This window comes from Oribacterium asaccharolyticum ACB7, assembly GCF_000238075.1.
Lineage (GTDB): Bacteria > Bacillota > Clostridia > Lachnospirales > Lachnospiraceae > Oribacterium > Oribacterium asaccharolyticum.
This window is the reverse complement of sequence record NZ_JH414504.1, coordinates 595186-618212: the sequence shown is the minus strand read 5'-3', so window position 1 is coordinate 618212 and position 23027 is coordinate 595186. Positions and strand designations below refer to the sequence as shown.

Below are 23027 nucleotides of genomic sequence, written 5' to 3'. Positions count from 1 at the left end.
TCCTCCTGTAATAAGTGTTTGATGCTGTTATCGACCCACAGGGCTCTTTGCTGATTGTATCCTCGTTCTACATAAACCTTCATGCGGTATCTAACTGATTAACAATGTAACAAAGATGCTGTGGTTGGAGCCTTACAAAAACCGTCGCGCGGTAGGAGATAGGAACCAATCCACAGCATCAGATAACAATAGTAGCTGATTACCAAGAACAGGTAAAGAACAGCTACAACTTAATAGTACAAGGAGGTCGAATAAATATGAAAAGAATTTTTATTAGCTTTGCAATTGAAGATGAACGGTTAAGAGATTTATTAAAAGGACAAGCGAAAAATGAAAATAGCCCCTTTGAATTTGTGGATATGTCAGTTAAAAAACCATGGGATTCACAGTGGAAAACAAATTGTAGGACAAGAATAAAAGGCTGTGATGGTGTGATATCAATAGTCACAAAGAACACAAAAAATGCAGATGGACAAATTTGGGAAATGAAGTGTGCAAAAGATGAAAATATTCCAATAGTTGGAATATACGGAAATGATAGTCACTCTGGAGTTACCATTCCAAGTGAATGCGGATATATTAGACTGATGGACTGGACATGGCCAAATATTTCAAAGTGGATTGATAATATATAACGAAAGAGAGGTTTTAGGATGAGTAGAAAAGCACTTGTTGTTGGTATTGATGATTATCCGGGTTGCCCTTTAAATGGATGTGTAAATGATGCGGAAGAAATAAAAAACTTACTTGAAACAAACGGAGATGGCTCTCCGAATTTTGAAGTTAAGTTTGCTCCAAATATACAGACAAAGGATGAACTTTTGGATCTGCTAAATGCTCTTTTTTGTGAAGGTGATTCTGATATCTCATTGTTTTACTTTTCAGGTCATGGAACAGATGAAGTTACGGGGAAGATAGTTACACCTGATTTTAAAGTCAGAGATATGGGAGTATCAATGTTGGATATCTTGGCTTTATTAAAACAGTCAAAAAGTAAAAACAAAGTTGTTATATTGGATTGCTGTTTTTCTGGCAAATTTGGAGAGTTGGGAGTCATTTCATCAAATGAAACAGTATTAGGCGAAGGTGTGACAATTATGACTGCCAGTAGTAGAGATCAATACGCTGTAGAAGATGGAATTACTGGCCATGGAGTATTTACTGAATTGTTAATTCAGGGATTGTTGGGTGGAGCCGCTGATGTTGGCGGAAATATCACACCAGCAAGTTTATATTCGTTTGTTGATCAATCGTTGGGAGCATGGGAACAACGACCTCTTTTTAAAACAAATATATCCAGATTTCTTCCAATTAGAAAAATAAAACCTAAAGTTCCTATTGAAGTTTTAAGGAAGTTAAGTGATTATTTTCAAAATCCTGATAGTGAATATCCTTTAGATCCATCTTTTGAATTTACTAATAATCCGGAGTATCAAATTGAAATTAAAGAACCATATGCAAAAGATGTAAATATTACTAAGTTTAAAGAACTACAACTATATGAGAGTGTTGGTTTGATTGAACCAGTCGATGAGGAACATATGTATTTTGCAGCAATGAATAGTAAGTCATGTAGGTTGACTCCTTTAGGATTGCATTATTGGAAATTGTCAAAAGATAAAAGATTTTAGGGGATATATATATGATTTTAACAAATGAATTTTTAAGCAGAGAATCTGTAAAAAGAGATATTAGTAATGCATCGGAAACAAGGATTTTAAATGAAAATTATGCAGTTTTTTCCCAAAAAGAATCATATGACTTGTTTATATCGCATAGTTTTTTTGATAAAAAACTGATATTAACTCTAATTGATTTATTTAATAATGCAGATTATTCAGTTTATGTAGATTGGATAAATGATAAAACTTTAGATAGAAATAATGTATCTCCTAAAACGGCTAAAGTTATTAAAAATAGGATATCTGATTGTAAAGGCTTATCTTATATCGCTACTGGAAATATCACTAATTCAAAATGGTGTCCATGGGAGTTGGGATTAGCAGATGGTATGCTAAATGGAAGATCATGTATATTACCAGTAATGGAAGAAACGGTTACATTTAAAGGTCTCGAATATTTAGGGCTTTATCCATTCATAGAATATGAAAAGGTAAGAAATAAAAATATTTATGAGTTTTGGGTTATAGATCAAGGCGATAGTAGTAGATATGTATCTCTGAGGAACTGGTTAAATGGAGCTACATTAGAAAGACATTAAAAATAATAAGGAGATGGTTATCTATCTCTCCATCTCCTTACCTATGTAAATTCCATAGTTCTTTCGTATTTGATAAAGCTCGTTCATAATGGATTTTGTAGAAGAATACTCTTTCATTAGAACGTAAATAGTAAATAAGCTGTCATCTTTTTTCTCTCCACAAAAATTAAGATAATCGTGAAAAGTGTGAAAAGTTGAATGCACTTTTTCCACTTTACAAACTTTTTCCACTTTGCACACTATCTCGGGGAGGAATTCAAGATGAACACAAAACTTGCTACAAGCAGGATGCGAACAGGGCAATGGGCTGATATTATTAAAGATTGTAAGTAGAGTGGTCTAAAAGAAGATGAATATTGTGCCCTGATTATTCCGGCGTTTGAGAGCCACTGAATCCGATACGCAGAGCCATCAAATCCGAGTGGCGGAGCCATGCTGAGTATTCCGTACGGTTTTACACCGCCTGTCCGGTCACGAAAACCATCGATTCCGGTATGATGGAAACCGCCATTCCGGAAACTCAGAACCAGTGATTCCAGAGCTGGAATCCGGCATTTCGTCTCGTGAATCTCCTACCTTATAATGAATCCATGCGCTTTTACAGCGTAAATTCATTATAGGAGGTCACTATCATGACTAAGTACCGTGAGATTATCCGGCTATCACAACCTGATCTGAAATTGAGTCAGCAGAAGATTGTATTTAGCTGTGGTGTCTCAAAGAAAACTGTTAACAAAGTCTTTAAGTCCGCCAGCGTGAAAGATATCTCATGGCCGTTTCCAGCGTCTTATACGGACGCTTTTCTTGAAGGACTCCTGTTCCCAGAAAGGAGGGAACAGGTTGATGCCTCTAAGAGGTGCATGCCGAATTATGAGTATGTTCGTAAGGAATTGCTCAAAAACGGTGTAAACAAGAAGCTACTTTGGACTGAATATCTGGAGGAATGACGCCTTTATGGTGAAAATCCTCTCATGTACTCTCAGTTCTGCTATTACATCCAACAGGATGAACAGAAACGTCGCACTACCATGCATATAAGCCACAAGCCCGGTGAGCAGATAGAGGTCGACTGGATTGGGAATTCGGCAGCAATCATTGACCCGGATACCGGCGAAATCACACCTGTATTCATCTTTGTCTGCGTGCTTATGTACAGCCATTATCCTTATGTTGAAGCATTCCTTGACGAGAAACAGGGTTCGTGGATAACTGCACATATACATGTGTACGACTGTTTCGGCGGTGTCACGCGAATCCTAGTACCTGATAACTGCAAGACCGTCGTCATATACAACAAAAACTGGAATGATCAGCGGATTAATGCTGTGTACCAAGAGATGGCCGAGCATTATAATACGGCAATCATCCCGGCAAGGATTCGTTCACCCAAGGATAAACCCAATGTTGAGGGTATTGTGGGCAACATATCCACATGGATAACCGTAGCACTCAGGAACGAGCAGTTCTTTTCCCTACCGGAATTAAACGCTGCTATCAAGAAGAAACTGGAAGAATTCAGCCGGTATGAAATCTTCCGCGACGAAGAACTGCCATTACTGGCCAAACTTCCTGCTGTCCCGTATGAACTGGCGGATTGGAGAATTGCCCCAACAAGTAGAAAATCGCATAGGTGCTACCTATGCGATTTTCTACTTGCGAAGTAGCGAAAAAGAGTGTAAAAGCTTCAAAAAATGGTAAAGTACCATCAAAAATTCAACCATTATCACAAATGATAGAGCAAATATTCTTTACTAAAACAAATATCGCGAGCGCATAATTATTTATCGAAAAACGATTCTCTTATAAGCGATTTTATAGTATTATTTTTTACGATGCGAAAACTACGCAATGTAGTGCCAGAGAGGTGAAAAACAATGGCTGTTTCCTACAAGAAATTATTTAAGATACTAATTGACAAAGACATGATGAAAAAGGATTTTCGAAAGCTCACAGGAATTAGTGCTGCTACCGTAAGTAAGCTAGCTAATGGTGAGAATGTCACAATGGATGTGATTGAAAGAATTTGTGTTAACATGCACTGTAACGTAGAAGATATATTGGAAATCATCCCAGATCCTATTCCAGATGATAATAAGGATCAAACAGAAGAACAAAAAGGAGAGTGATAGGTGTGGAAAGAAAATCTTACAGCGCAGGAGCCGTGAAGATGTCTTTCTGGTTCATGGAGTTTCGCAAGGTGGTGAGTCTCCTAGCAGAAGGGAAATCTTTAGATGAGATTAAAGAATTAAACAAGGAACAGAATATATTTGGTGCACCGACAACTCTTCGAAGTGAACAGATTTATAGCACAGTAGCAGGAAGAGTTCGTACATTGGATGAAAGCTTTTGCTCGGTATTTTTAGAGAGCGATGTGGCTTCGCAGAAGTTATTTGCTCTTGTTGCGGCAATGGCGTATGACACATTGTTCTTTGATTTTGTATATGAAGTTGTTCGAGAAAAAATGATCATTGGAAGCAATTCTTTTGCTGATAGTGATATCCGCATTTTTTTCAAAGATAAACAGCTTCAGGACGAAAAAGTTGCTAAATGGACGGATGCAACATTGAATCGTTTGGGACGTTGTTATAAGACGATGCTTTTCGAAGCAGGTCTAACGGATAAGGGCAAGGACGAAAGAAAAATATTGAAACCAATTCTTGATCCGGTGATGCAGCGCTGGCTTGAAGATCATGATATGGAAGCGTGCGTCAGTGCACTGATAGGAGTGAGATAATGGCAGACTTAGCGGCACGACTTGATGAGATGGAGATAGAAATTAAAAAGCCAAAGTTTCGACAAAGTAGTGGAAGAGCAAATGAAGTAAATTACTGGGTATTTGATTATCCGCCGGAAAAAGAAATGGAAGTGCGTGATCGAATCAAATATCTGAAAAATAAAAATAAGAATAGTTCAGATGATTTCGAACTGGTTGTGTTCGATCTTTATGACATTATCATTGATTTCTTGGAAAAGAAGAATTACATGGAGAAATGCTTTGATTTCGAGAAGAAAAAAGGACTGGAACGAATTACAAAAGCGGTAAGTAATTCTATGAAGTTTAATGACGATGACAGCATCATCATGCAGTATATAAAAGATAATACTCCAGATAATGCAATCGTATTTTTAACTGGAATTGGAAAGTGCTATCCAATTCTACGATCACATAAAGTACTGAATAATTTACATCAGGCTTTTGTGAAGACACCGGTGGTCATGTTCTTTCCGGGAACATATAACGAACAGGAACTGATTCTCTTTAATGAGATTAAAGACGATAACTACTACAGAGCGTTTAAGCTCGTGAAGTAAAAATCAAAGATTTTTACTCGCGGCAGTCGCCAGATGCTAAAGCAAGATTCGTATCTGGCTCGTTGCTACCGCGGAAATAGGAGGAACGAAAAATGCAAATCAAAGATATGTTTGCCAAGAAGATTGATCGTGAGATTCAGGGAGTCATCATTGTTGGTCAGGGGGAAGAAACGAATGTGGCACAGGAGCTGGAAGAGTACGTTGTCACAAGAGAATTGCAGAAGCATTTTGCTGATTTCTTCTCCTCATATAAAAAAGGAATTAATGGAAATACAGCTAAGATGGGTGTCTGGATTTCCGGTTTCTTTGGAAGTGGTAAATCTCATTTCCTAAAGATTTTATCTTACCTTTTGGATAACAAGCAGGTCGGAGATAAGAGAGCACTGGATTATTTTATTGATGATAAAAAGATTATTGATCCTATGGTTCTTGCTGACATGAAACTTGCGGCAGAAACACCTGCAGATGTCGTACTTTTTAATATCGATTCCAAGAGTGAATCCAATGGAAAGCAGAACAAGGATGCTATTGTTAATGTATTCCTGAAAGTGTTCAATGAGATGCAGGGATTCTGTGGTTCCATGCCTCACGTTGCTGACTTGGAAAGAAGACTCGCAGAAGCGGGAATATTTGATGAGTTCAAAGCTGCTTTTGAAGATGAATATGGTGATCCTTGGGAAGAGTCTCGTCAGGATTTTGACTTTATTCAGGACAGTGTAGTTGACGCACTTGTGTCTATAGACTTCATGAGTGAAGTAGTTGCGAGAAACTGGTGTGAGAAGGCAATGGCGCCTTACACAATCAGCATTGAAGATTTTGCAAAGAGAGTAAAAGCTTACATCGACAGACAGGGAAAGAATCGTCATGTTGTTTTCCTTGTAGATGAGATTGGCCAGTATATTGGTGATGATTCAAAGTTGATGCTGAACCTGCAGACGGTGACAGAAGAACTTGGAAAAGAATGTATGGGTAAAGCTTGGGTGATTGTTACATCCCAGCAGGATATTGACTCCATCACAAAAGTAAAGGGAAATGACTTCTCTAAGATTCAGGGACGTTTTGATACACGTCTTTCTTTGTCATCTGCAAACGTAGATGCAGTTATCAAAAAGAGAATTTTGGATAAGACAGAAACCGCAGCTCAGGCTCTTCGTCTTCTTTATGAACAGAAGGCTACTATTATTAAAAATTTGATTGTATTTAATGATGGCGTAGAGAAGAAGTTGTATGCAAACGAAAATGATTTTGCAGAAGTGTATCCATTTGTTCCATACCAGTTTAACTTACTAGCGAGTGTTCTGACATCGATTCGTACGCATGGAGCATCCGGTAAGCATCTATCGGAAGGTGAACGTTCCATGCTAGCTCTTTTCAAAGAGTCTGCAGCAAAGCTAAAGAATTGTGAGATGGGAGTGATTGTACCGTTCCATCGTTTCTATGATGCTTTGGAGAACTTTCTGGATCACAGCCACAAGGGTGTTATCAGTAAGGCGTATGAGAATAGCTATATTAATCCGGATAATAAGGAAGAAGATGTATTTGCTATCAATGTTTTAAAGACCTTGTTCATGATCAAGTATGTTCTTGAGATTGAATCCAATATCGATAACATCACCAGTCTGATGATTGAAAATATTGAAGATGACCGTATCGAACTGAAGGATAGAGTAGAAGAAGCTCTTAAGGTTTTGATGCGCCAGATGTTGGTACAGAAGAACGGCAATCTCTATGTCTTCCTGACAGATGAGGAACAGGAGATCAATAATGAAATTGAAAAAGAAAACGTGGAGATGCCGGAGGTTATTACAAAGATTGCTGAGATGATCTTTGAGGATATCTTTACCGATAAGAAGTATCGTTACCCTGCATTCAATGGCAGATATTCCTTTTCCTTCAATCAGGTGGTCGATGACCGTCCTTACAAATCAAATCAGAACTTTGATATCGGACTTCGTATCCTGACACCTTGGTATGACGGTGGAATGGATGATGCTACACTTCGAATGATGTCGGGTCAGGGAAAGGAAGTATTGCTTGTCCTTCCGAATGATGACGAGTTCCTGACAGAGATGCGTGTGTACTTAAAAATCGAACGTTTCCTTCGTAAGAATACTTCCACACAGCTTGCAAAATATGAAACTATTAAGGAAGCAAAGCGTGTGGAGATGAGAGAGCGCAATGCCAATGCAAAGCTTTATCTTACAGAGGGACTTAAGGAAGCAACCATCTATGTAAATGGTGATGTCGCCCGCGTTGCTGCAAAGGATGTCACATCCAGAATCAATGAAGCTATCGGACGTTTGGTTCAGACGGTTTATCATAAACTGTCTTATATCGATACTGCCATGGGTGAAGCAGAAATCAGAAAGATGATGCTCACAACCAATCAGCTTTCGCTACAGTTAGAAGGTGGCACAGAAGCAAATGCACATGCGTTGGATGATGTGCAGGGTTATATTGCGATGAATTCGCATAACCATATGAAGACCTCGATGAAGTCGGTTAAGGACCGATTCATGAAGGCTCCATACGGTTTCGTGGAAGATGACATAGACTGGCTTGTTGCACGTCTCTTTAAGAGAGGAGATCTTGCATTTACAGTTAATGGTGCGTCTGTAAATCTAAACAATAAGTCTGAAGAAGAAATTATAGGATATATCACAAAGAAAGCCTTTGTTGAAAAGCTTCTCATGGAAGAACGCGTTCGTGTCAGTGAGAAGGATAAGAAAGCTGTTCGTGATGTTATGAAAGAAGTATTCCATACCACTGTATCGGCAGAGGATGAAGATACCATCATGAAGACTTTCCAGAGATATGCATCCAACATGGTAAATGAGATGGATAAGCTGGAAGTCTATTATAAGCAATACGATTATCCGGGAAAGAAGGTCTTGGATAGCGGAAAACGATTGATGCAGTCTGTGGTTCAGATCACTAGTGCCCTGGAGTTTTTTAGTTATGTGTCAAAGATGCGAGAATCCTTCCTTGATCTGGCAGAGGATTATGAGCCAGTAAAAGCATTCTTCAATGGAGAACAGCAGACAATTTTTATGCGCGCTCTGGATATGCTTGCCATTTATGATGACAGCAAAACTTATATCGTGGATGCGGATATAGAAGCAGTTGTTGCGAAGATGCGTGGGATTGTAAAACAAGATAAGCCTTATAAGAATATTCCTCAGCTTCCGGAACTTCGTGAGCAGTTCATGAACGCTTATACAAAGGTACTGGAAGCTGAAGAAGCACCGGTACTGGATTCTATAGATCAGTCCAGACAGCGTGTGTTGGAAGTTTTGAATACAAAGGAATATGCAGATCAGAAGAAGGAACACTATCAAAATCAGTTCGTTGAGATTCGCCAGGGTGCAGAGCACTGCAACAATGTATCGTCTCTCAGAAGCTTTGCAGATAAAGCTGAAGCATTGAAGATTCGTCTCATGAATGAGATGGACTTGTTGGATCGCCAAATTGCTGAAAGAAAACAGGCAGAGGAGATTCGTAGAATCGAAGAAGAGGCGAAAAAGCAGGGCGCTGATGTGACAGATACGGAAGTGGCTCACAAGGTCGCTGAACAGAAAGCGCAGTTTAAGGTACACAAGACAAAGAATGTTTCTATTAAGAAGATGACAGGTACTTCTTCTTGGAGACTGGAAAATACACAGGATGTAGATAGATACATTGAAGAACTGAGAAAGACTCTCGTAGCTCAACTTGATGAGGATACGATTGTTAATATTGAGTTCTAATTACGAGATAAAGGAGAGAGCAAAGGCATGAATAAATCATCCATCAAAAACTTTGCGATCTGGGCTAGAAATAAGCTCATTGCAGATATCAGTTACCGTGCAGGATTGATAGGTATTACGGCAGATGGTATTAAAAATGCTCTGCCTCAGTCCATAGGTACAACTGAATTTTATGATATTGGAACCGCAGAACCTTATTCCATCAGTGGAGATGCGGTGAAGCAGAGAAGAAAACTGGTAGAGGTGATCCGACAAAAGGAAAAGGATACCGACTATCAGACTGCTTATAAATATATCATTGAAGAGGTTGCCTATACCTGGTTCAACCGCCTGATTGCGATCCGTTTCATGGAAGTAAATGATTATCTTCCTTCCCACATGCGTGTTCTTTCTTCGGATACAGGGAAATTGGAACCGGATATTGTCACAAATCCTTTTGATGCTGAGTTGGATTTTACAGGAGACGAAGAGCATATCATCATGCAGTTGAAAAATGATAATCAGCTGGATGATCTTTTCCGTATGCTTTTCATCAAGCAGTGTAATTCGCTAAATGCGTTGTTGCCGGCGCTGTTTGAAAAGACACAGGATTATACAGAAATACTTCTGAATCTCTCAGTTATTGATCAGGAAGGTGTTGTCTACAAGCTTGTTCACGATATTGACGAGGATGACTTCAATATTGAAAAAGGTGGCCAGGTGGAGATCATCGGTTGGCTTTACCAGTACTACAACACGGAACCGAAAGCCGCTGCCTTTGCCAAAAACGGCAAGATTACCAAAGAGGAAATCCCTGCCGTAACTCAGCTGTTCACCCCGAACTGGATTGTTCGCTACATGGTGGAGAACAGCTTGGGGCGCCTGTGGTTGGAAGGACACCCGGACTGCGGCCTGAAAGAAAACTGGAAATACTATCTGGAAGAGGCAGAGCAGGAGCCGGAAGTGCAGAAGAAGCTTGCGGAGATTAGACGGGAATATTCTGTCCTTAACCCGGAAGATATCAAGATGATCGACCTATGTATGGGTTCTGGCCATATCCTCGTATACGCCTTTGATGTGTTGATGCAGATTTACGAGAGTGCAGGTTACAGCCAGCGTGATGCTACAAAGAGCATACTGGAACACAATATCTACGGTCTAGATATTGACGACCGCGCCTATCAGCTGGCGTACTTCGCCGTGATGATGAAGGCGCGGCAGTACAACCGCCGTATCTTAAACGGTGAGAACAGCTGCCATGTCTATACCATTCAGGAGAGCAACGGCATCAATCGTGCGCACCTAAAATTTTTCGGTGCGGAGATGGATGATATCGAGAAGAACGCCGCCAAGATGCAGCTGGAAGGCTTGCTGGACAACTTTACTGATGCCAAGGAATACGGCTCCATCCTGAATGTGGAGAGCTACAACTGGGATTTGTTGCGCCGATTTGTGGCAGCGGAAGATACTGCCGGTCAGATCAGTATGGATAGCGTTGGCGTAGAAGATACCGCCGAACAGCTGAACCGGCTCATTGATATTGGCGAGATGATGGCGCGGAAGTATTGGATAACTGTTACGAATCCGCCGTATGCCCGAATCAGCAATCTGAGCGCAAAGGTCAACAATTTTGTAAAGAAGAATTATCCGGACAGCAAAGCTGATTTGTTTGCTGTGTTTATTGAGCGTTGCCGTCAGATGACTGCTGACAATGGCTATCAGGCAATGATTACCCAGCATAGTTGGATGTTCCTGTCCAGCTTTGAAAAGTTGCGGGAAAAGATGATGCTCACCGAAACCGTCAACATGGCACATCTCGGCGCAAGAGCCTTTGAAGAAATTGGCGGCGAAGTGGTGCAGACTACCGCTTTTGTACGTTGCGCAAACCATATTGACGGCTACAAAGGCACCTATTGCCGTCTGATTGATCCGACCTCTCAACAAGGGAAAGAAGATATGTTCCTTGCGGGGAAGAATCGCTATGTAGCCATCCAGTCTAACTTTGCCAAAATTCCGAGCAGCCCGGTGGCATATTGGGTGTCCAGAGAACTGTTTGATTGTTTTGATGGAAAAACTATTTCTCAAATTGGAACATTGGCACAGGGGTTAATCACAGGAGATGTCAATCGATTCACGCGGTTTTGGTATGAAGTCAATATTCAATCTTTTATTGGCTCTGCAACTAAAACATCTGATGTTATTGAACTTAAAAGAAAGTGGGTCCCATATAATAAGGGCGGTGCATATCGAAAATGGCGTGGAAATGATGAATATATTGTTAACTGGGCAAATGACGGATTTGAAATTAAGCATTTTGTAGACGATGAAGGAAAACTAAGATCTCGTCCCCAGGGCGTAGATCACTATTTCAAGGAAGTAATTACATGGTCCAAAATTACCAGCGCAAAAATATCTTTTCGATTCAAACCGCATGGGCAAATATCATCAGAAGCCGGAATGACCATAATTGTCCCTCAGAAATATGAAGCCTATATTCTCTCGTTCTGTAACTCATGTGTTGCTGAGAGTATATTAAAAATAGTGTCTCCAACTCTTAATTGTGAACTTGGAGATATTGGATGTCTGCCTGTACATATTGTGGATGACCAATTACCTCAAATTGATAAATGTGTATTAGGCTGTGAAACCATTTCTAAGAGCGATTGGGATTCCTATGAAACCTCGTTGGATTTCAAGCGGAACCCGCTGGTTTAGGAGGCAAGTATGGCTGACGTAGTTATCTTTAATAACAGTCAAATAACACAAATAAGTCATTTGCTTGGTGATCGTGTGATGACAGGAAGTGAGATTTCTCGTGTACTTACCCGTCTTGCTGTCCCTGATAACAGTGGCGAGTCTACAAAGTGGCGCAGATTGGAGTATACTTTTACTGCTTGTCAGGATAAGGATCATTCAGGAAATGTGATCTTGCGTTTTATTAAAGAAGTATTGGATCCCGTAAACTATGTCCAACGGCAGGATGAATTTGAGGATTACCGCTCCGAGCTTAATGGCATCCTTACTTTTAGTGGAATACAGTATCGGGACGATGGAGAGTTTGAAAAGGTGTCAGTGGCAAAGACTATAAGCGATGCTCAAAAAAGGGTGCAGAGAATTCTGCCCAAACTGCGTCAACGAGGTGTCCATAGCCGTGTAATTCAATACTGCAATGAGGAACTTCTGAAAGAAAATTATTTTCATGCAGTCCTCGAAGCAACGAAAAGTCTTACGGAGCAAATAAGGCAAATGACAAACCTCGAAGAGGACGGCTCTTCTTTATTTGAAAAGACATTTTCAACGTCCTCGCCCTATTTGATATTGAATAATCTTCAAACTGCAAGTGAGAAGAATCAGCAAAATGGGTTTTGCATGATGTTGAAAGGAATAAACAGTATGGTACGGAATGTCACTGCTCACACTCCAAAAATCAATTGGATTATAGATGAAGATGAAGCAGTAGACATACTAATGATGATCTCTTTCTTGCATAAGAACTTGGATAATTGCCAAGTTGTGAGAAGAGAACCATGAAATTATAGATTTCATTTTGTGTATAACTTGTGACCTATTCAGCAAGGTATTTACTGAACGGGTGGAGGAATAATTGATATGGGGAAACTAATTTCTAATAAATATGCAGCGTGGAAGCAGGAATGCGAAGACCGCTTCCAGCAGCTCAAAGCCAATGAAGAAGAACTCAACCGTATCTTCATCGACATTTACGGTTTGCAGAACGAGCTAACACCGGAGGTGGCGGATAAGGACGTCACCGTGCATCGTGTGTTTGACAGTAAGGAAAATATGCCGGAGTCTATGAAGGGTAGCAACTATGTCCGCACCATGCGTGACGAGATCGTCTCCCTCATCTCCTATGCAGTTGGCTGTATGTTTGGCCGATACTCGCTGGATGTGGAAGGATTGGCCTATGCAGGCGGTGAGTGGGATAGTAGCAAATATCAGAGCTTTATCCCTGATGCCGACAATGTCATCCCCATCACGGATGAAGAATATCTGGACGATGATATCGTATCGCGCCTGTGTGACTGGCTGAAGGTGGTGTATGGTGCTGATACGCTGGAAGCAAACTTCGATTATATCGCAAAAGCCCTTGGCAATAAGGGCAGCACCAGCCGGGAGATCATCCGCAACTACTTTTTGAACGATTTCTTTAAGGATCACTGCCAGACCTATTCTGTCACCGGCTCCGGCAAACGTCCGATCTACTGGCTGTTTGATAGTGGCAAGCAGAATGGCTTCAAGGCACTGGTCTATCTGCACCACTACACGCCAGATACTATCGGTAACCTGCGTGTAGACTATCTTCATAAGATGCAGCGTATCTATGAGAGTGAAATCAACCGTATGCAGGATATGATTGATCATAGTACAAATTCTCGTGAAGTAGCAGCCGCTACCAAGCGAAAAGAAAAACTCCAAAAGCAGTTAAAAGAATGCCGTGAATATGATGAGAAGATTGGACACTTAGCACTGAGCCGTATCGAATTGGATCTGGATGATGGAGTGAAGAAAAACTATCGAAAAGTCCAGACAGCAAGTGATGGCAAGTTCTACGAGGTCCTTGCAGATTCTAATAATATCATGGCAAAGGAAAAATAAGACGGAGAGGAGGCAGAGTAATGACGATTGAAGAAATTTTACATGGTGAGAACCAATATGTAGAGTTTAAGGAAACGAGACCAGAAGCAAAAAAGTACATGAAGACGATAGTTGCCTTTGCCAATGGTAAGGGCGGGCGTCTTGTGTTTGGCGTAGAAGATGAAACCAGAAAAATCATTGGCGTACCGGAAGAAAAACTATTTTCAGAAATCGATGCCATTACAAATGCCATCTCTGACATGTGTAAACCGATGATAGTTCCGGATATTTATCCACAGACCTTTGAAGGGAAGACAGTTATCGTTATAGAAATCATCGCAGGGAAGAAGAGACCATATTACCTAACAGCAGATGGATTGACAAATGGCGTATATATTCGCGTTGCGGGTACGACAAGACACGCGGATCAGGACACCACAAGAGAGCTGTATTATGACTCGGAGGGAAGATCTTATGACACCATGATGGTTCCGGAAGAGGATATCACAGAAGATGAAATTGCGGATCTATGCAAGCAGATGGAAAAAGTTGCGATATCAAATTGTATATCAGAATCACAAAGAAGAAAAGTGAAGAAGCTTAGCAAGAATAATCTGTTAAACTGGGGAATTATCTCCGAGGATGGAAGAGGACGGATCAAACCAACCAATGCATATAACTATCTATTAGGGAAGGATGTGTTTCACTCTGTTATACAGTGTGGTGTATTTAAGGGAACTTCAAGGGCGATATTCCTGGATAAGAAAGAATATACTGGTCCTCTTTGGCAGCAGGTAGAAGATGCACATCAGTTTGTATTAAGAAATATAAGACTTGGAGCAAAAATTAAAGGAGTTTATCGTCAGGATATCTTTGAATTACCGCCAGATAGTATTCGAGAGTTGATCGTGAATGCAGTAATGAACTACAGTTTCTTACAATCATCGAATGTACAGATCAACCTGTTTGATGATCGCCTGGAAATCACGACGCCTGGCGGTTTAATGCCTGGCGTAACAATTTCTAAGATGAAAGAAGGATATTCTCAAATCCGGAATAAGGCGTTGGCATCTGCATTTTCTTACATGAAATTGATTGAAGGATGGGGAACTGGAATTCCTCGCCTTTTTGAGGAGATGAGAAAATACGGATTGCAGGAGCCAGAGTTTATTGACTGGGAAGATGCCCTTCGTATCAATTTATATCGTAGTTCAACCGATTTATTAGTCACAGCTGCGACTGATAAAGAAACGAATGCGCCCCAAACTGGCGGTAATACTACCCAAGCTACCCAAGATACTACCCAAGCTACCCAAGACACAGCCCAAGCTCTCAAGAATACTACCCAAGCTACCCAAGACACAGCCCAAGCTCTCAAGAATACTACCCAAGATAGGGGAGAAGAGTCTAATCTTACGAAAGAGGATATTTCAATATTACGCATTTTAGAGGAACACCCTAAATTTACACAGAGAGAAATCGCTGACATTCTTCATTGGAAGCTGGACCGAGTGAAATATTACACTACGAAATTAAAGAAAAATCATCTAATTGAACGAATCGGAACCAGTCAAAAAGGATGTTGGAAGATTCTGGTCGAGGATAAGATATGGCAGAATTGAATTTAAAACAGATTATTGATCGTCTGAATGAAGAGCTTACCGGGGATACTAGAAAACTTGTGTTTTGGTATGATGATAAAGGCGAATTTGCTGAGGACATGCAGAATGTAGAACTTGAAAATGCCAAGGTATACTTTCTGCAGCCAGACAATCAGTTTTATACAAAATATTTTTTAGAGCGAGTAGACCTCACAACGAATTACTTGATCTATGCTCCTTTTCCTAAACCGGATGTAAAGGATAACCATCTGGAAGATACGATGCTGTATTCCAAGAGATTCTTTGCGGATCGAGCTTCGTTGCTCTCAGTGGATCTTGGTATTGATGAGAAGTATAAACCGATCATCGAAAAGCATATAAAGTTTTTTTCCAATAAAGAGCGTACACAGAGATTCTATGACTTGGAAATCGAGAACTTCAATGAGGAGAATATCCTCATTGGGCTTCTCAGCAGTATTTGCAAGACGAGAACCTGCTCATTTGAAGAGGTTATTCGTGTGATTCTTACAGATGGAGAGCTTCAGGATAATAAGTTCCTTATCGAGATTCAGAAGTATGATCTACTGGATGCCTTTTGGAAACTGTGTGAACAGCATTTTGGATATATCGATGTGAAGCCAACATTGGAGCGCTTTGTCGTTACATTATTTGTGACATATACAGCGAAGTATATATCGTCAGAGCTGCCGAAGGCATGGAAGTCGTTTGTGTCGTATAAATCCGGTAATGTTATTGCTTTCATGGATAATCTGATGAACAGCGTATTGTATCGAGAGAAATATGATGAGCTTTCAGACTTTGTTGCGACTGGATTAGGTGCGGTAAATACATTCAAGGATTATCTTCCGGAAGAATTGCTGAATTGTGATACATTCCTGTGTATCGATCAGATTTTGGTAAAGTGGATTGTAGATCGTTTGTTGGCAGAAGACACAGGGGCAAAGTTGGATGGTTCATTCATTCCTGAGATTGCAGCAAAACGAGAGAAGATGCATTTTGGGGCAAGAATCGGACGTACATACAGATTACTTACAAGTGCCTATTATCTTGTGGTAACAGGAACGTTTAACTGTCCAGATGGATTTGCAGCTATTCTTGCCCAGTATCGGGCGGAAGACTATAAGATTGACCAGGAATATCGTAACTTCTATTATGAGTATGACCAGCTTGAAGATACTGCGGCATTTGAAAGAATTCGTGATCTTGTGGAGAATATCTATACCAACGAGTATTTGGATAAGCTGCTTCCAAAGTGGAATGCAGGATTGCAGGAAGAGGATTCTCTGACAAAGTTGCCTGTGCAGATTGATTTCTATGCCCGTAATATTCGTAATGTGAGAGAACGTACAGTGGTTATTATCTCTGATGCAATGCGTTATGAAGTAGGACAGGAATTATTCCGGCTATTGTCTGATGATCCGAAGTGCACAGCTAAACTTGAAACACAGCTCAGTGTGCTTCCATCCTATACAAGACTTGGAATGGCGGCTCTTTTGCCACATAAGCAAATCACGATGACGGATTATTATCAAGTACTGGTGGATGATGTACTCTGTGATAACTTGGCAGGAAGACAGAACGTTCTGCAGAAGTATTTACCGAATAGTATCTGTGTGCAGTTTGATGATATTAAAGGATTGAAGAAGAATGAACTTCGTGACATCTTTACTGGAAAGCAGGCAATCTATGTTTATCACAATCAGATTGATGCAAGGGGAGATAAGGCCAATACAGAAGATGAAGTTTTCGTTGCTTGCAAAGAAGCCGTCGCAGAAATTATTGATCTGATACGCCGTATATCCACAAATGCTAATACGTATCACTTTATTGTAACAGCGGATCATGGATTCATCTATAAGAGAGACAAGCTTACTGAGAGTGATAAGATTGGTGGCATAAACGATAAGAAAGCATTTGTAAACCGCAGATTCATTGTTGCACCGGAAGCTGTTCAAGAGGACGGCATTGCACATATGAGCATGGGAATTGTGCTACGAAATCAAGATATGAAAATGGTATCGTTCCCTATTAGTAGCAACGTATTTAAGGTTGCAGGTGGCGGACAGAACTTCGTACATGGAGGCTCTTCCCCACAGGAAATGCTTGTACCGCTAGTAGAAGTGAAGATGGAACGTGGACACATGGAGACAAAGAATGCAGAGATTGCCCTTGTTAGCATGGTTCAGAAGATTACAAATAAAATTACAATGATGGATTTCATTCAGTCAGAACCTGTCAGCGATACAGTTAAGGTTACAACATATAAGATTTTCTTTATCTCTGAGGATAATGAAAAGATTTCCAATGAAAATAGCTATATTGCAGATAGTAGAGAGCCAAATGCACAGAAGAGAATCTTTAGAATGAAGTTCCAGTTTAAGGATAAGAAATATGACAAGGACAAGCAGTATTTCCTTGTCGTTTATGATGAAAATACCGGATTAGAAAGCTTCCGTCATCCAATTATTATGGATTTGGCATTTGCTGATGATTTCGGATTCGGGTTCTAAATACCGAGTGCAAGCGAGTAGGAAGAAAGCTTGTTTTCTTTGTACGAGCGACGAGGTGGATTAGCAACAAAGTCGCTAATATATAATTGAGTGGAGGCGGTACGAATGCCGGATTTTATGGAGAACAGCGATACTCATGCTGTAATTAAAGAAAAATTGCGTCGGAATTTTGACGGTAAGATTGTCCGTAAAGATCTGACAAAAAAGATTAAAGAGGGGGCAAATGTCCCGGTATATGTCCTGGAATTCTTGCTGGGACAGTACTGTAGCTCTGATGATCCGGATGTTATCGAAGAAGGCGTAAACAGTGTAAAACACATACTTTCCGATAACTTCGTCCGTCCTGATGAAGCACAGAAGATTTTGTCTGTACTTCGAAAGAAGGGTAGTCATACCGTCATTGACATGATTACCGTTCGATTGGATATTAAAAAGGATTGTTACTTTGCAGAGTTTTCCAATCTCGGATTAAGCAATATTCCAATTTCAGATGATTATCCGGAAAAGTTTGATCGTCTTCTCTGCGGTGGCATCTGGTGTATTGTGCAGCTGGACTATGAGATGGAGGGAGATTCTAATTTCGGCATTGTAGATTCTGATAGATATGAAATGAAATCCCAACAGAAAAAGCAGAAGGATATCTCACCCATCAGCATTCGCAAGTTGACACCAATTCAGATGCCTCACATTGATATCAATGAACTGAAAGAAGGACGTAAGGCATTTACTAAGGATGAGTGGATTGATGTGATGCTCCGTTCCATCGGTATGGAGCCGGATACATTGTCTAATCGTGAAAAGTGGTTGCTTCTGACTAGAATGATTCCTTTGGTTGAAAATAACTTCAATCTATGTGAGTTAGGACCGAGAAGTACCGGTAAATCACACTTATACAAGGAAATTTCACCGAACAGTATTCTGGTTTCTGGTGGTCAGACTACGGTTGCCAATCTTTTTTATAACATGGGCAGAAAGTCCGTTGGACTTGTCGGGCTATGGGACTGCGTTGCTTTCGATGAGGTGGCCGGCATCCGTTTCAAGGATAAAGACGGGATCCAGATCATGAAGGATTACATGGCATCTGGCTCTTTTGCACGTGGAAAAGAAGAAAAAGCTGCTAGTGCATCTATGGTATTTGTGGGTAACATCAATCAGAGCGTTGATGTTCTATTAAAAACATCCAGTCTATTCGATCCATTCCCATCTGAAATGGGAACAGATACTGCCTTTTTAGATCGTATGCATTGCTACATTCCGGGATGGGAGATACCTAAGTTACGTCCGGAGCATTTTACAGATGACTATGGTTTTATCTCCGATTATCTTGCGGAGTTTATTCGTGAACTTCGAAAAGAGCAGTATGGAGATGCATTGGACAAATATTTCCGTCTTGGAAAGAACTTGAATCAGAGAGATACCATTGCTGTTAGAAAAATGGTTGGTGGATATGTAAAGATACTTTATCCGGATGGCAATTTTACAAAAGATGATCTGGAAGAAATTCTCAAGATTGCATTAGAGATGCGCCGTCGCGTCAAAGAACAGCTTAAGAAATTAGGTGGTATGGAATTCTATGATGTCAATTTTTCATACATAGATAATGAAAGCTTTGAGGAACATTATGTTTCTGTACCGGAGCAGAGCGGTGGAAAGTTGATTCCGGATGGAATCTGTAATCCGGGGCAGGTCTATACCGTCTCACAAGGTAAATCTGGAATGATTGGCGTGTTCCGTCTTGAGAGCCAGATGCTTCCTGGCAACGGAAAGTTTGAGAGAACTGGAATTGGAACAGATAGAGATGCAAAGGAGGCTTCCAATACTGCATTCAACTATTTGAAGGCCAATGGAAGCAGAATTAGTGGATCAATCAGTACAACAACAAAAGACTATATCGTGAATTATCAGGATCTGCAGGGAATTGGAATGACCGGAAAGCTAGCACTTCCTACATTGATTGCGTTGTGTTCTATTGCACTGGGAAGACCGACTGTGGGAAATCTGCTTGTATTGGGTGATATTAGTATTAGCGGTACTCTGATTAAAGTCGATGAGCTTGCAAATGTACTACAGGTTTGTCTGGATAGTGGGGCGAAGAGAGTGCTGATTCCGAGCACGTCATTCGTGGACTTTGCAACTGTTCCACCGGGACTGATGAGTGCATTCCAGCTGATTCCTTATCAGAGTGCAGAGGATGCGGTGTTTAAAGCACTGGGGGTAGAGTAAGTTTAAGGAGGATTTGAATGTCAGAGAAATATTTTGCATCTTTTTATAAGTGTGCATTACAAGTTAATCCGTATTGTTATGCAGAATATAGAGGTGAGAATACTATGTCTGAAGATGATTATAATGCATCAATTCTTAAAAAATGCAGAACCAATCATATCAATGTAGTTGGTCTTGCAAATCATGGAAATGTAGATGATTCTGAAAAACTACGTAAGAAACTCGCTGATAACGGAATAGTCGTATTTCCTGGGTTTGAAATAATGTCGGCGGAAAAAATTCATATGGTTTGCCTGTTTCCAGAGACATGTACAGCATCCGAACTTAATAGATATTTGGGTTCTATGGGCTTGGGAATGGCAATTAAAGGTAATGAAACAAGTATAAAAACTTGTCTAGATATTGCGGATATGGTTAAGCAGGCAGGTGGCTTTTGGTATGCAGCACATATTACTAGCGATAATGGGATTTTAAAACTTGGAAAGTTAAATCCGGTTTGGCAGAGTGACAGATTGGTTGCAGCTCAAATTTCTGATTCAAAGGAAAATGTGGATCCAAAATATAAAAATATTATACGGAATACAGATCCACAATATAAAAGAGAAAAGCCTCCTGCATATATTAATGCGTGTGATATAGATAAGCCTGATGACCTAGATAAAGAATCCGCAACAACTTTGATTAAAATGTCCAAACCGACATTTTCAAATTTTGTAATTGCATTTAAGGATCCTGATTCAAGAATTAGGTTGAATTCGGAACTTGAAAAGGGCTATCAGAGTTCAATCTGTGCTCTTAATGTATTTGGTGGATACCTAGATGGATTGGAAATTTGTTTCTCAGATAATTTAAATGCTGTGATTGGCGGTAGAGGAACTGGAAAGTCAACAATCATAAATTTAATAAGATATTCATTAGATTTATTGCCAAAGGATAAAACAAGAAAAAAAGAGTTTGATGAGATGCTGGAGAATAATTTGGGTGCTTCGGCGAGAGTTGAACTTTCTATACGATCAAATAGTAGGTTTGGTGAGTCCTTTAAGGTAATTCGACGCTATAAAGGAAATCCTACAATTGAAGATGTGAATGGAAAAGTATCTAATTTGACTATTAGAGATATACTGCCAGGAATAGAAATATACGGGCAAAATGAAATTATGGATGTGGTTAGGTCTCCTGAGCATATTACTCAAATTGTTCGAAGACTGTTCTATGAAGAAAATTCGTTAGAACAAAAGATTGAAGAAGCATATTTAGCATTACAGAATAATAGTAAAGCTTTAGATGCATTGGAGTTGCAATTGGTCAATGACGAGCAGGAAACAGTAGATTTACCTGCGTTAAAAGAGCGTTTCGAATATTATAAGGCAGCTGGCCTTGATGACAAGTTGACGTTAATAACTCGACTTACAAATGAAGAGTCTGAATTTGATGCGGTTAACAAAAAGATCCCTAGTCAAATGAAGAAATTGTCAGAAATCTGTTTCTCGATTGAAGGACAATTGAAAAACACAGTTTTGTTGGAGTTTGTTAGTGCGTATAATGAACGGATTAAACAGATAAATGATCTACAAGACAGATTATTGACCTGGGCTACTGAGCAATACGAGAAAATTAGAAAGACCTGGGAAGTATCTCGTGATGAAAAGGATGATGAGATCAGAAAATCCTTGTCAATGATCAGTGGAATTCAAGATAAGTCAGGCACTGAGATTGTAGAAGACTATACCACTCTTTTGAAGAAGATAAATGGTGCTGAGCCTATACAGCATCAGATTGAGCAAAGGAAAAAAGAAATTGAGAGATTAAAGCAGGAGCGAAAAACTCTTATTGAAGCTTGCCAAAAATGTTGGGATGAATATGCTGCTTTATTAAATAAACAACTAAAAAGATTGAACAAAAAGAAATTGAGTGGAGTAGTAGAAATAGATGTGAGATATCGTCAGCAAAAGGATAACTTGCTGAACCGCTTAAAGGTCATTGATGGAGTAGGAGACAAAGCAGTTACAGGTATTACACAATATGATGGATTGGATGTATTTGTTTTCGCAGAGGATGTACGTTCAGGTTTAGAAACGCTTAAAAGTAAATACTCGTTGACGGCAGGAGTATCTGAAAAAATAGTGCAAGGATTAACAGAAAAGGATCTTAGAGAAATAGAAGAACTGAGACTTGAAGATTTATTTATTGTAAAACTGTTTGTAAATGGAAGATTTAAGGAAATGGGAAATCTTTCGAAAGGACAACAGTGTACAGCCATTCTCCATATTTTATTACTTGAAAATAAAGATTCATTGATTGTTGATCAACCAGAGGATAATCTTGATAATTCGTTTATAACAGATACTTTAGTGACGGCTATTCGAGACAATAAGATTCATCGTCAATACATTTTTGCAACACATAACGCAAATATTCCAGTATTTGGTGATGCAGAATTGATTGTAGCAATGGATGAGACTGAAGGCCATGGACATATTTGTGATGGAGGCATTGGATCAGTCGATTCACAAACAGTTAAGAAACATGTAGTACGTATTCTTGAAGGTGGAGAAGCTGCATTTAAGATGAGAGAAGAAAAATATGGAATATAAGAATATACCAAATTGGCAGGTGATGATATGAAAGGCTCAGAAACTAAGCTGATTAAATATATGGAGGGCGCGGACAAGCGCTCCGTCATCCTTGTATATCAGCGTAATTACGATTGGAAAATAGAAAATTGTAAACAGCTATTTGATGACCTGATTAAAATCATGCGTAAAACTTGTCATTGTTGATAATAATGAAATACAGAGCATGATTTATACATTTAGAT

General features: G+C 39.8%; 15 protein-coding genes and 2 pseudogenes. 16 read left to right on the top strand and 1 reads right to left on the bottom strand.

Annotation, left to right across the window (positions count from 1 at the left end; translation table 11 throughout):
• Positions 1–257: 257 nt before the first annotated feature.
• The 3 genes from HMPREF9624_RS02770 to HMPREF9624_RS02760 are packed head-to-tail and all read left to right on the top strand — an operon-like array spanning position 258 to position 2221.
• Positions 258–635: a TIR domain-containing protein gene (locus HMPREF9624_RS02770; protein WP_009536442.1), complete on the top strand. Its 378-nt coding sequence runs from the start codon at positions 258–260 to the stop codon at positions 633–635.
• 18 nt (positions 636–653) lie between these two features.
• On the top strand, positions 654–1631 hold the full coding sequence (locus HMPREF9624_RS02765) for a caspase family protein (RefSeq protein ID WP_009536441.1): 978 nt from the start codon (positions 654–656) through the stop codon (positions 1629–1631).
• An 11-nt stretch (positions 1632–1642) separates the two neighbouring features.
• Positions 1643–2221, top strand: coding sequence for a hypothetical protein (locus HMPREF9624_RS02760; protein ID WP_009536440.1), 579 nt, complete (start codon positions 1643–1645; stop codon positions 2219–2221).
• Positions 2222–2242: 21 nt separating this feature from the next.
• On the opposite strand, the pseudogene HMPREF9624_RS12250 reads toward HMPREF9624_RS02760, so the two are convergent.
• Positions 2243–2341 (bottom strand): annotated as a pseudogene (locus tag HMPREF9624_RS12250) (relaxase); the annotation flags it as partial.
• Positions 2342–2853: 512 nt separating this feature from the next.
• On the opposite strand from HMPREF9624_RS12250, the gene HMPREF9624_RS12360 reads away from it, so the two are divergent.
• The 13 genes and pseudogenes from HMPREF9624_RS12360 (at position 2854) to HMPREF9624_RS02695 (ending at position 22803) form a co-directional block, all read left to right on the top strand.
• Positions 2854–3168, top strand: coding sequence for a hypothetical protein (locus tag HMPREF9624_RS12360; RefSeq protein WP_009536439.1), 315 nt, complete (start codon positions 2854–2856; stop codon positions 3166–3168).
• Positions 3169–3192: 24 nt separating this feature from the next.
• Positions 3193–3885, top strand: coding sequence for an IS21 family transposase (gene istA, locus HMPREF9624_RS11930; protein ID WP_009536438.1), 693 nt, complete (start codon positions 3193–3195; stop codon positions 3883–3885).
• A gap of 210 nt (positions 3886–4095) precedes the next feature.
• Complete coding sequence (locus tag HMPREF9624_RS02745) at positions 4096–4347, top strand: helix-turn-helix domain-containing protein (protein WP_009536437.1); 252 nt, start codon at positions 4096–4098, stop codon at positions 4345–4347.
• A gap of 5 nt (positions 4348–4352) precedes the next feature.
• On the top strand, positions 4353–4955 hold the full coding sequence (locus tag HMPREF9624_RS02740; protein ID WP_009536436.1) for a DUF1819 family protein: 603 nt from the start codon (positions 4353–4355) through the stop codon (positions 4953–4955).
• Positions 4955–5533: a DUF1788 domain-containing protein gene (locus HMPREF9624_RS02735; RefSeq protein ID WP_009536435.1), complete on the top strand. Its 579-nt coding sequence runs from the start codon at positions 4955–4957 to the stop codon at positions 5531–5533. Before HMPREF9624_RS02740 ends, HMPREF9624_RS02735 begins: the two co-directional genes overlap by 1 nt.
• Positions 5534–5625: 92 nt before the next feature.
• On the top strand, positions 5626–9279 hold the full coding sequence (brxC, locus tag HMPREF9624_RS02730; RefSeq protein ID WP_009536434.1) for a BREX system P-loop protein BrxC: 3654 nt from the start codon (positions 5626–5628) through the stop codon (positions 9277–9279).
• A gap of 27 nt (positions 9280–9306) precedes the next feature.
• A complete protein-coding gene (gene pglX, locus HMPREF9624_RS02725) occupies positions 9307–11973 on the top strand; it encodes a BREX-1 system adenine-specific DNA-methyltransferase PglX (RefSeq protein WP_009536433.1) in 2667 nt (888 codons plus the stop codon).
• Positions 11974–11982: 9 nt separating this feature from the next.
• Positions 11983–12789, top strand: coding sequence for a TIGR02391 family protein (locus HMPREF9624_RS02720; RefSeq protein WP_009536432.1), 807 nt, complete (start codon positions 11983–11985; stop codon positions 12787–12789).
• A 123-nt stretch (positions 12790–12912) separates the two neighbouring features.
• Positions 12913–13875, top strand: a pseudogene (locus HMPREF9624_RS02715) (hypothetical protein); the annotation flags it as partial.
• Positions 13876–13895: 20 nt separating this feature from the next.
• Positions 13896–15476 (top strand): RNA-binding domain-containing protein, encoded by a 1581-nt coding sequence (locus HMPREF9624_RS02710; RefSeq protein WP_009536430.1) that lies wholly within the window; start codon positions 13896–13898, stop codon positions 15474–15476.
• Positions 15464–17986, top strand: a complete 2523-nt coding sequence (gene pglZ, locus HMPREF9624_RS02705; RefSeq protein WP_009536429.1) for a BREX-1 system phosphatase PglZ type A — start codon at positions 15464–15466, stop codon at positions 17984–17986. The genes HMPREF9624_RS02710 and pglZ overlap by 13 nt, the downstream gene beginning before the upstream one ends.
• Positions 17987–18091: 105 nt before the next feature.
• Positions 18092–20209: a protease Lon-related BREX system protein BrxL gene (gene brxL / locus HMPREF9624_RS02700; RefSeq protein WP_009536428.1), complete on the top strand. Its 2118-nt coding sequence runs from the start codon at positions 18092–18094 to the stop codon at positions 20207–20209.
• Between the two features lie 17 nt (positions 20210–20226).
• Positions 20227–22803 (top strand): TrlF family AAA-like ATPase, encoded by a 2577-nt coding sequence (locus HMPREF9624_RS02695; protein ID WP_009536427.1) that lies wholly within the window; start codon positions 20227–20229, stop codon positions 22801–22803.
• Positions 22804–23027 lie beyond the last annotated feature (224 nt).

Excerpts from the sequence above, each read along its gene's own strand:
- HMPREF9624_RS02770 (WP_009536442.1), top strand. The coding sequence starts at position 258 with ATGAAAAGAATTTTTATTAGCTTTGCAATTGAAGATGAACGGTTAAGA.
- HMPREF9624_RS02765 (WP_009536441.1), top strand. The coding sequence starts at position 654 with ATGAGTAGAAAAGCACTTGTTGTTGGTATTGATGATTATCCGGGTTGC.
- HMPREF9624_RS02760 (WP_009536440.1), top strand. The coding sequence starts at position 1,643 with ATGATTTTAACAAATGAATTTTTAAGCAGAGAATCTGTAAAAAGAGAT.
- HMPREF9624_RS12360 (WP_009536439.1), top strand. The coding sequence starts at position 2,854 with ATGACTAAGTACCGTGAGATTATCCGGCTATCACAACCTGATCTGAAA.
- istA (WP_009536438.1), top strand. The coding sequence starts at position 3,193 with ATGTACTCTCAGTTCTGCTATTACATCCAACAGGATGAACAGAAACGT.
- HMPREF9624_RS02745 (WP_009536437.1), top strand. The coding sequence starts at position 4,096 with ATGGCTGTTTCCTACAAGAAATTATTTAAGATACTAATTGACAAAGAC.
- HMPREF9624_RS02735 (WP_009536435.1), top strand. The coding sequence starts at position 4,955 with ATGGCAGACTTAGCGGCACGACTTGATGAGATGGAGATAGAAATTAAA.
- brxC (WP_009536434.1), top strand. The coding sequence starts at position 5,626 with ATGCAAATCAAAGATATGTTTGCCAAGAAGATTGATCGTGAGATTCAG.
- pglX (WP_009536433.1), top strand. The coding sequence starts at position 9,307 with ATGAATAAATCATCCATCAAAAACTTTGCGATCTGGGCTAGAAATAAG.
- HMPREF9624_RS02720 (WP_009536432.1), top strand. The coding sequence starts at position 11,983 with ATGGCTGACGTAGTTATCTTTAATAACAGTCAAATAACACAAATAAGT.
- HMPREF9624_RS02710 (WP_009536430.1), top strand. The coding sequence starts at position 13,896 with ATGACGATTGAAGAAATTTTACATGGTGAGAACCAATATGTAGAGTTT.
- pglZ (WP_009536429.1), top strand. The coding sequence starts at position 15,464 with ATGGCAGAATTGAATTTAAAACAGATTATTGATCGTCTGAATGAAGAG.
- brxL (WP_009536428.1), top strand. The coding sequence starts at position 18,092 with ATGCCGGATTTTATGGAGAACAGCGATACTCATGCTGTAATTAAAGAA.
- HMPREF9624_RS02695 (WP_009536427.1), top strand. The coding sequence starts at position 20,227 with ATGTCAGAGAAATATTTTGCATCTTTTTATAAGTGTGCATTACAAGTT.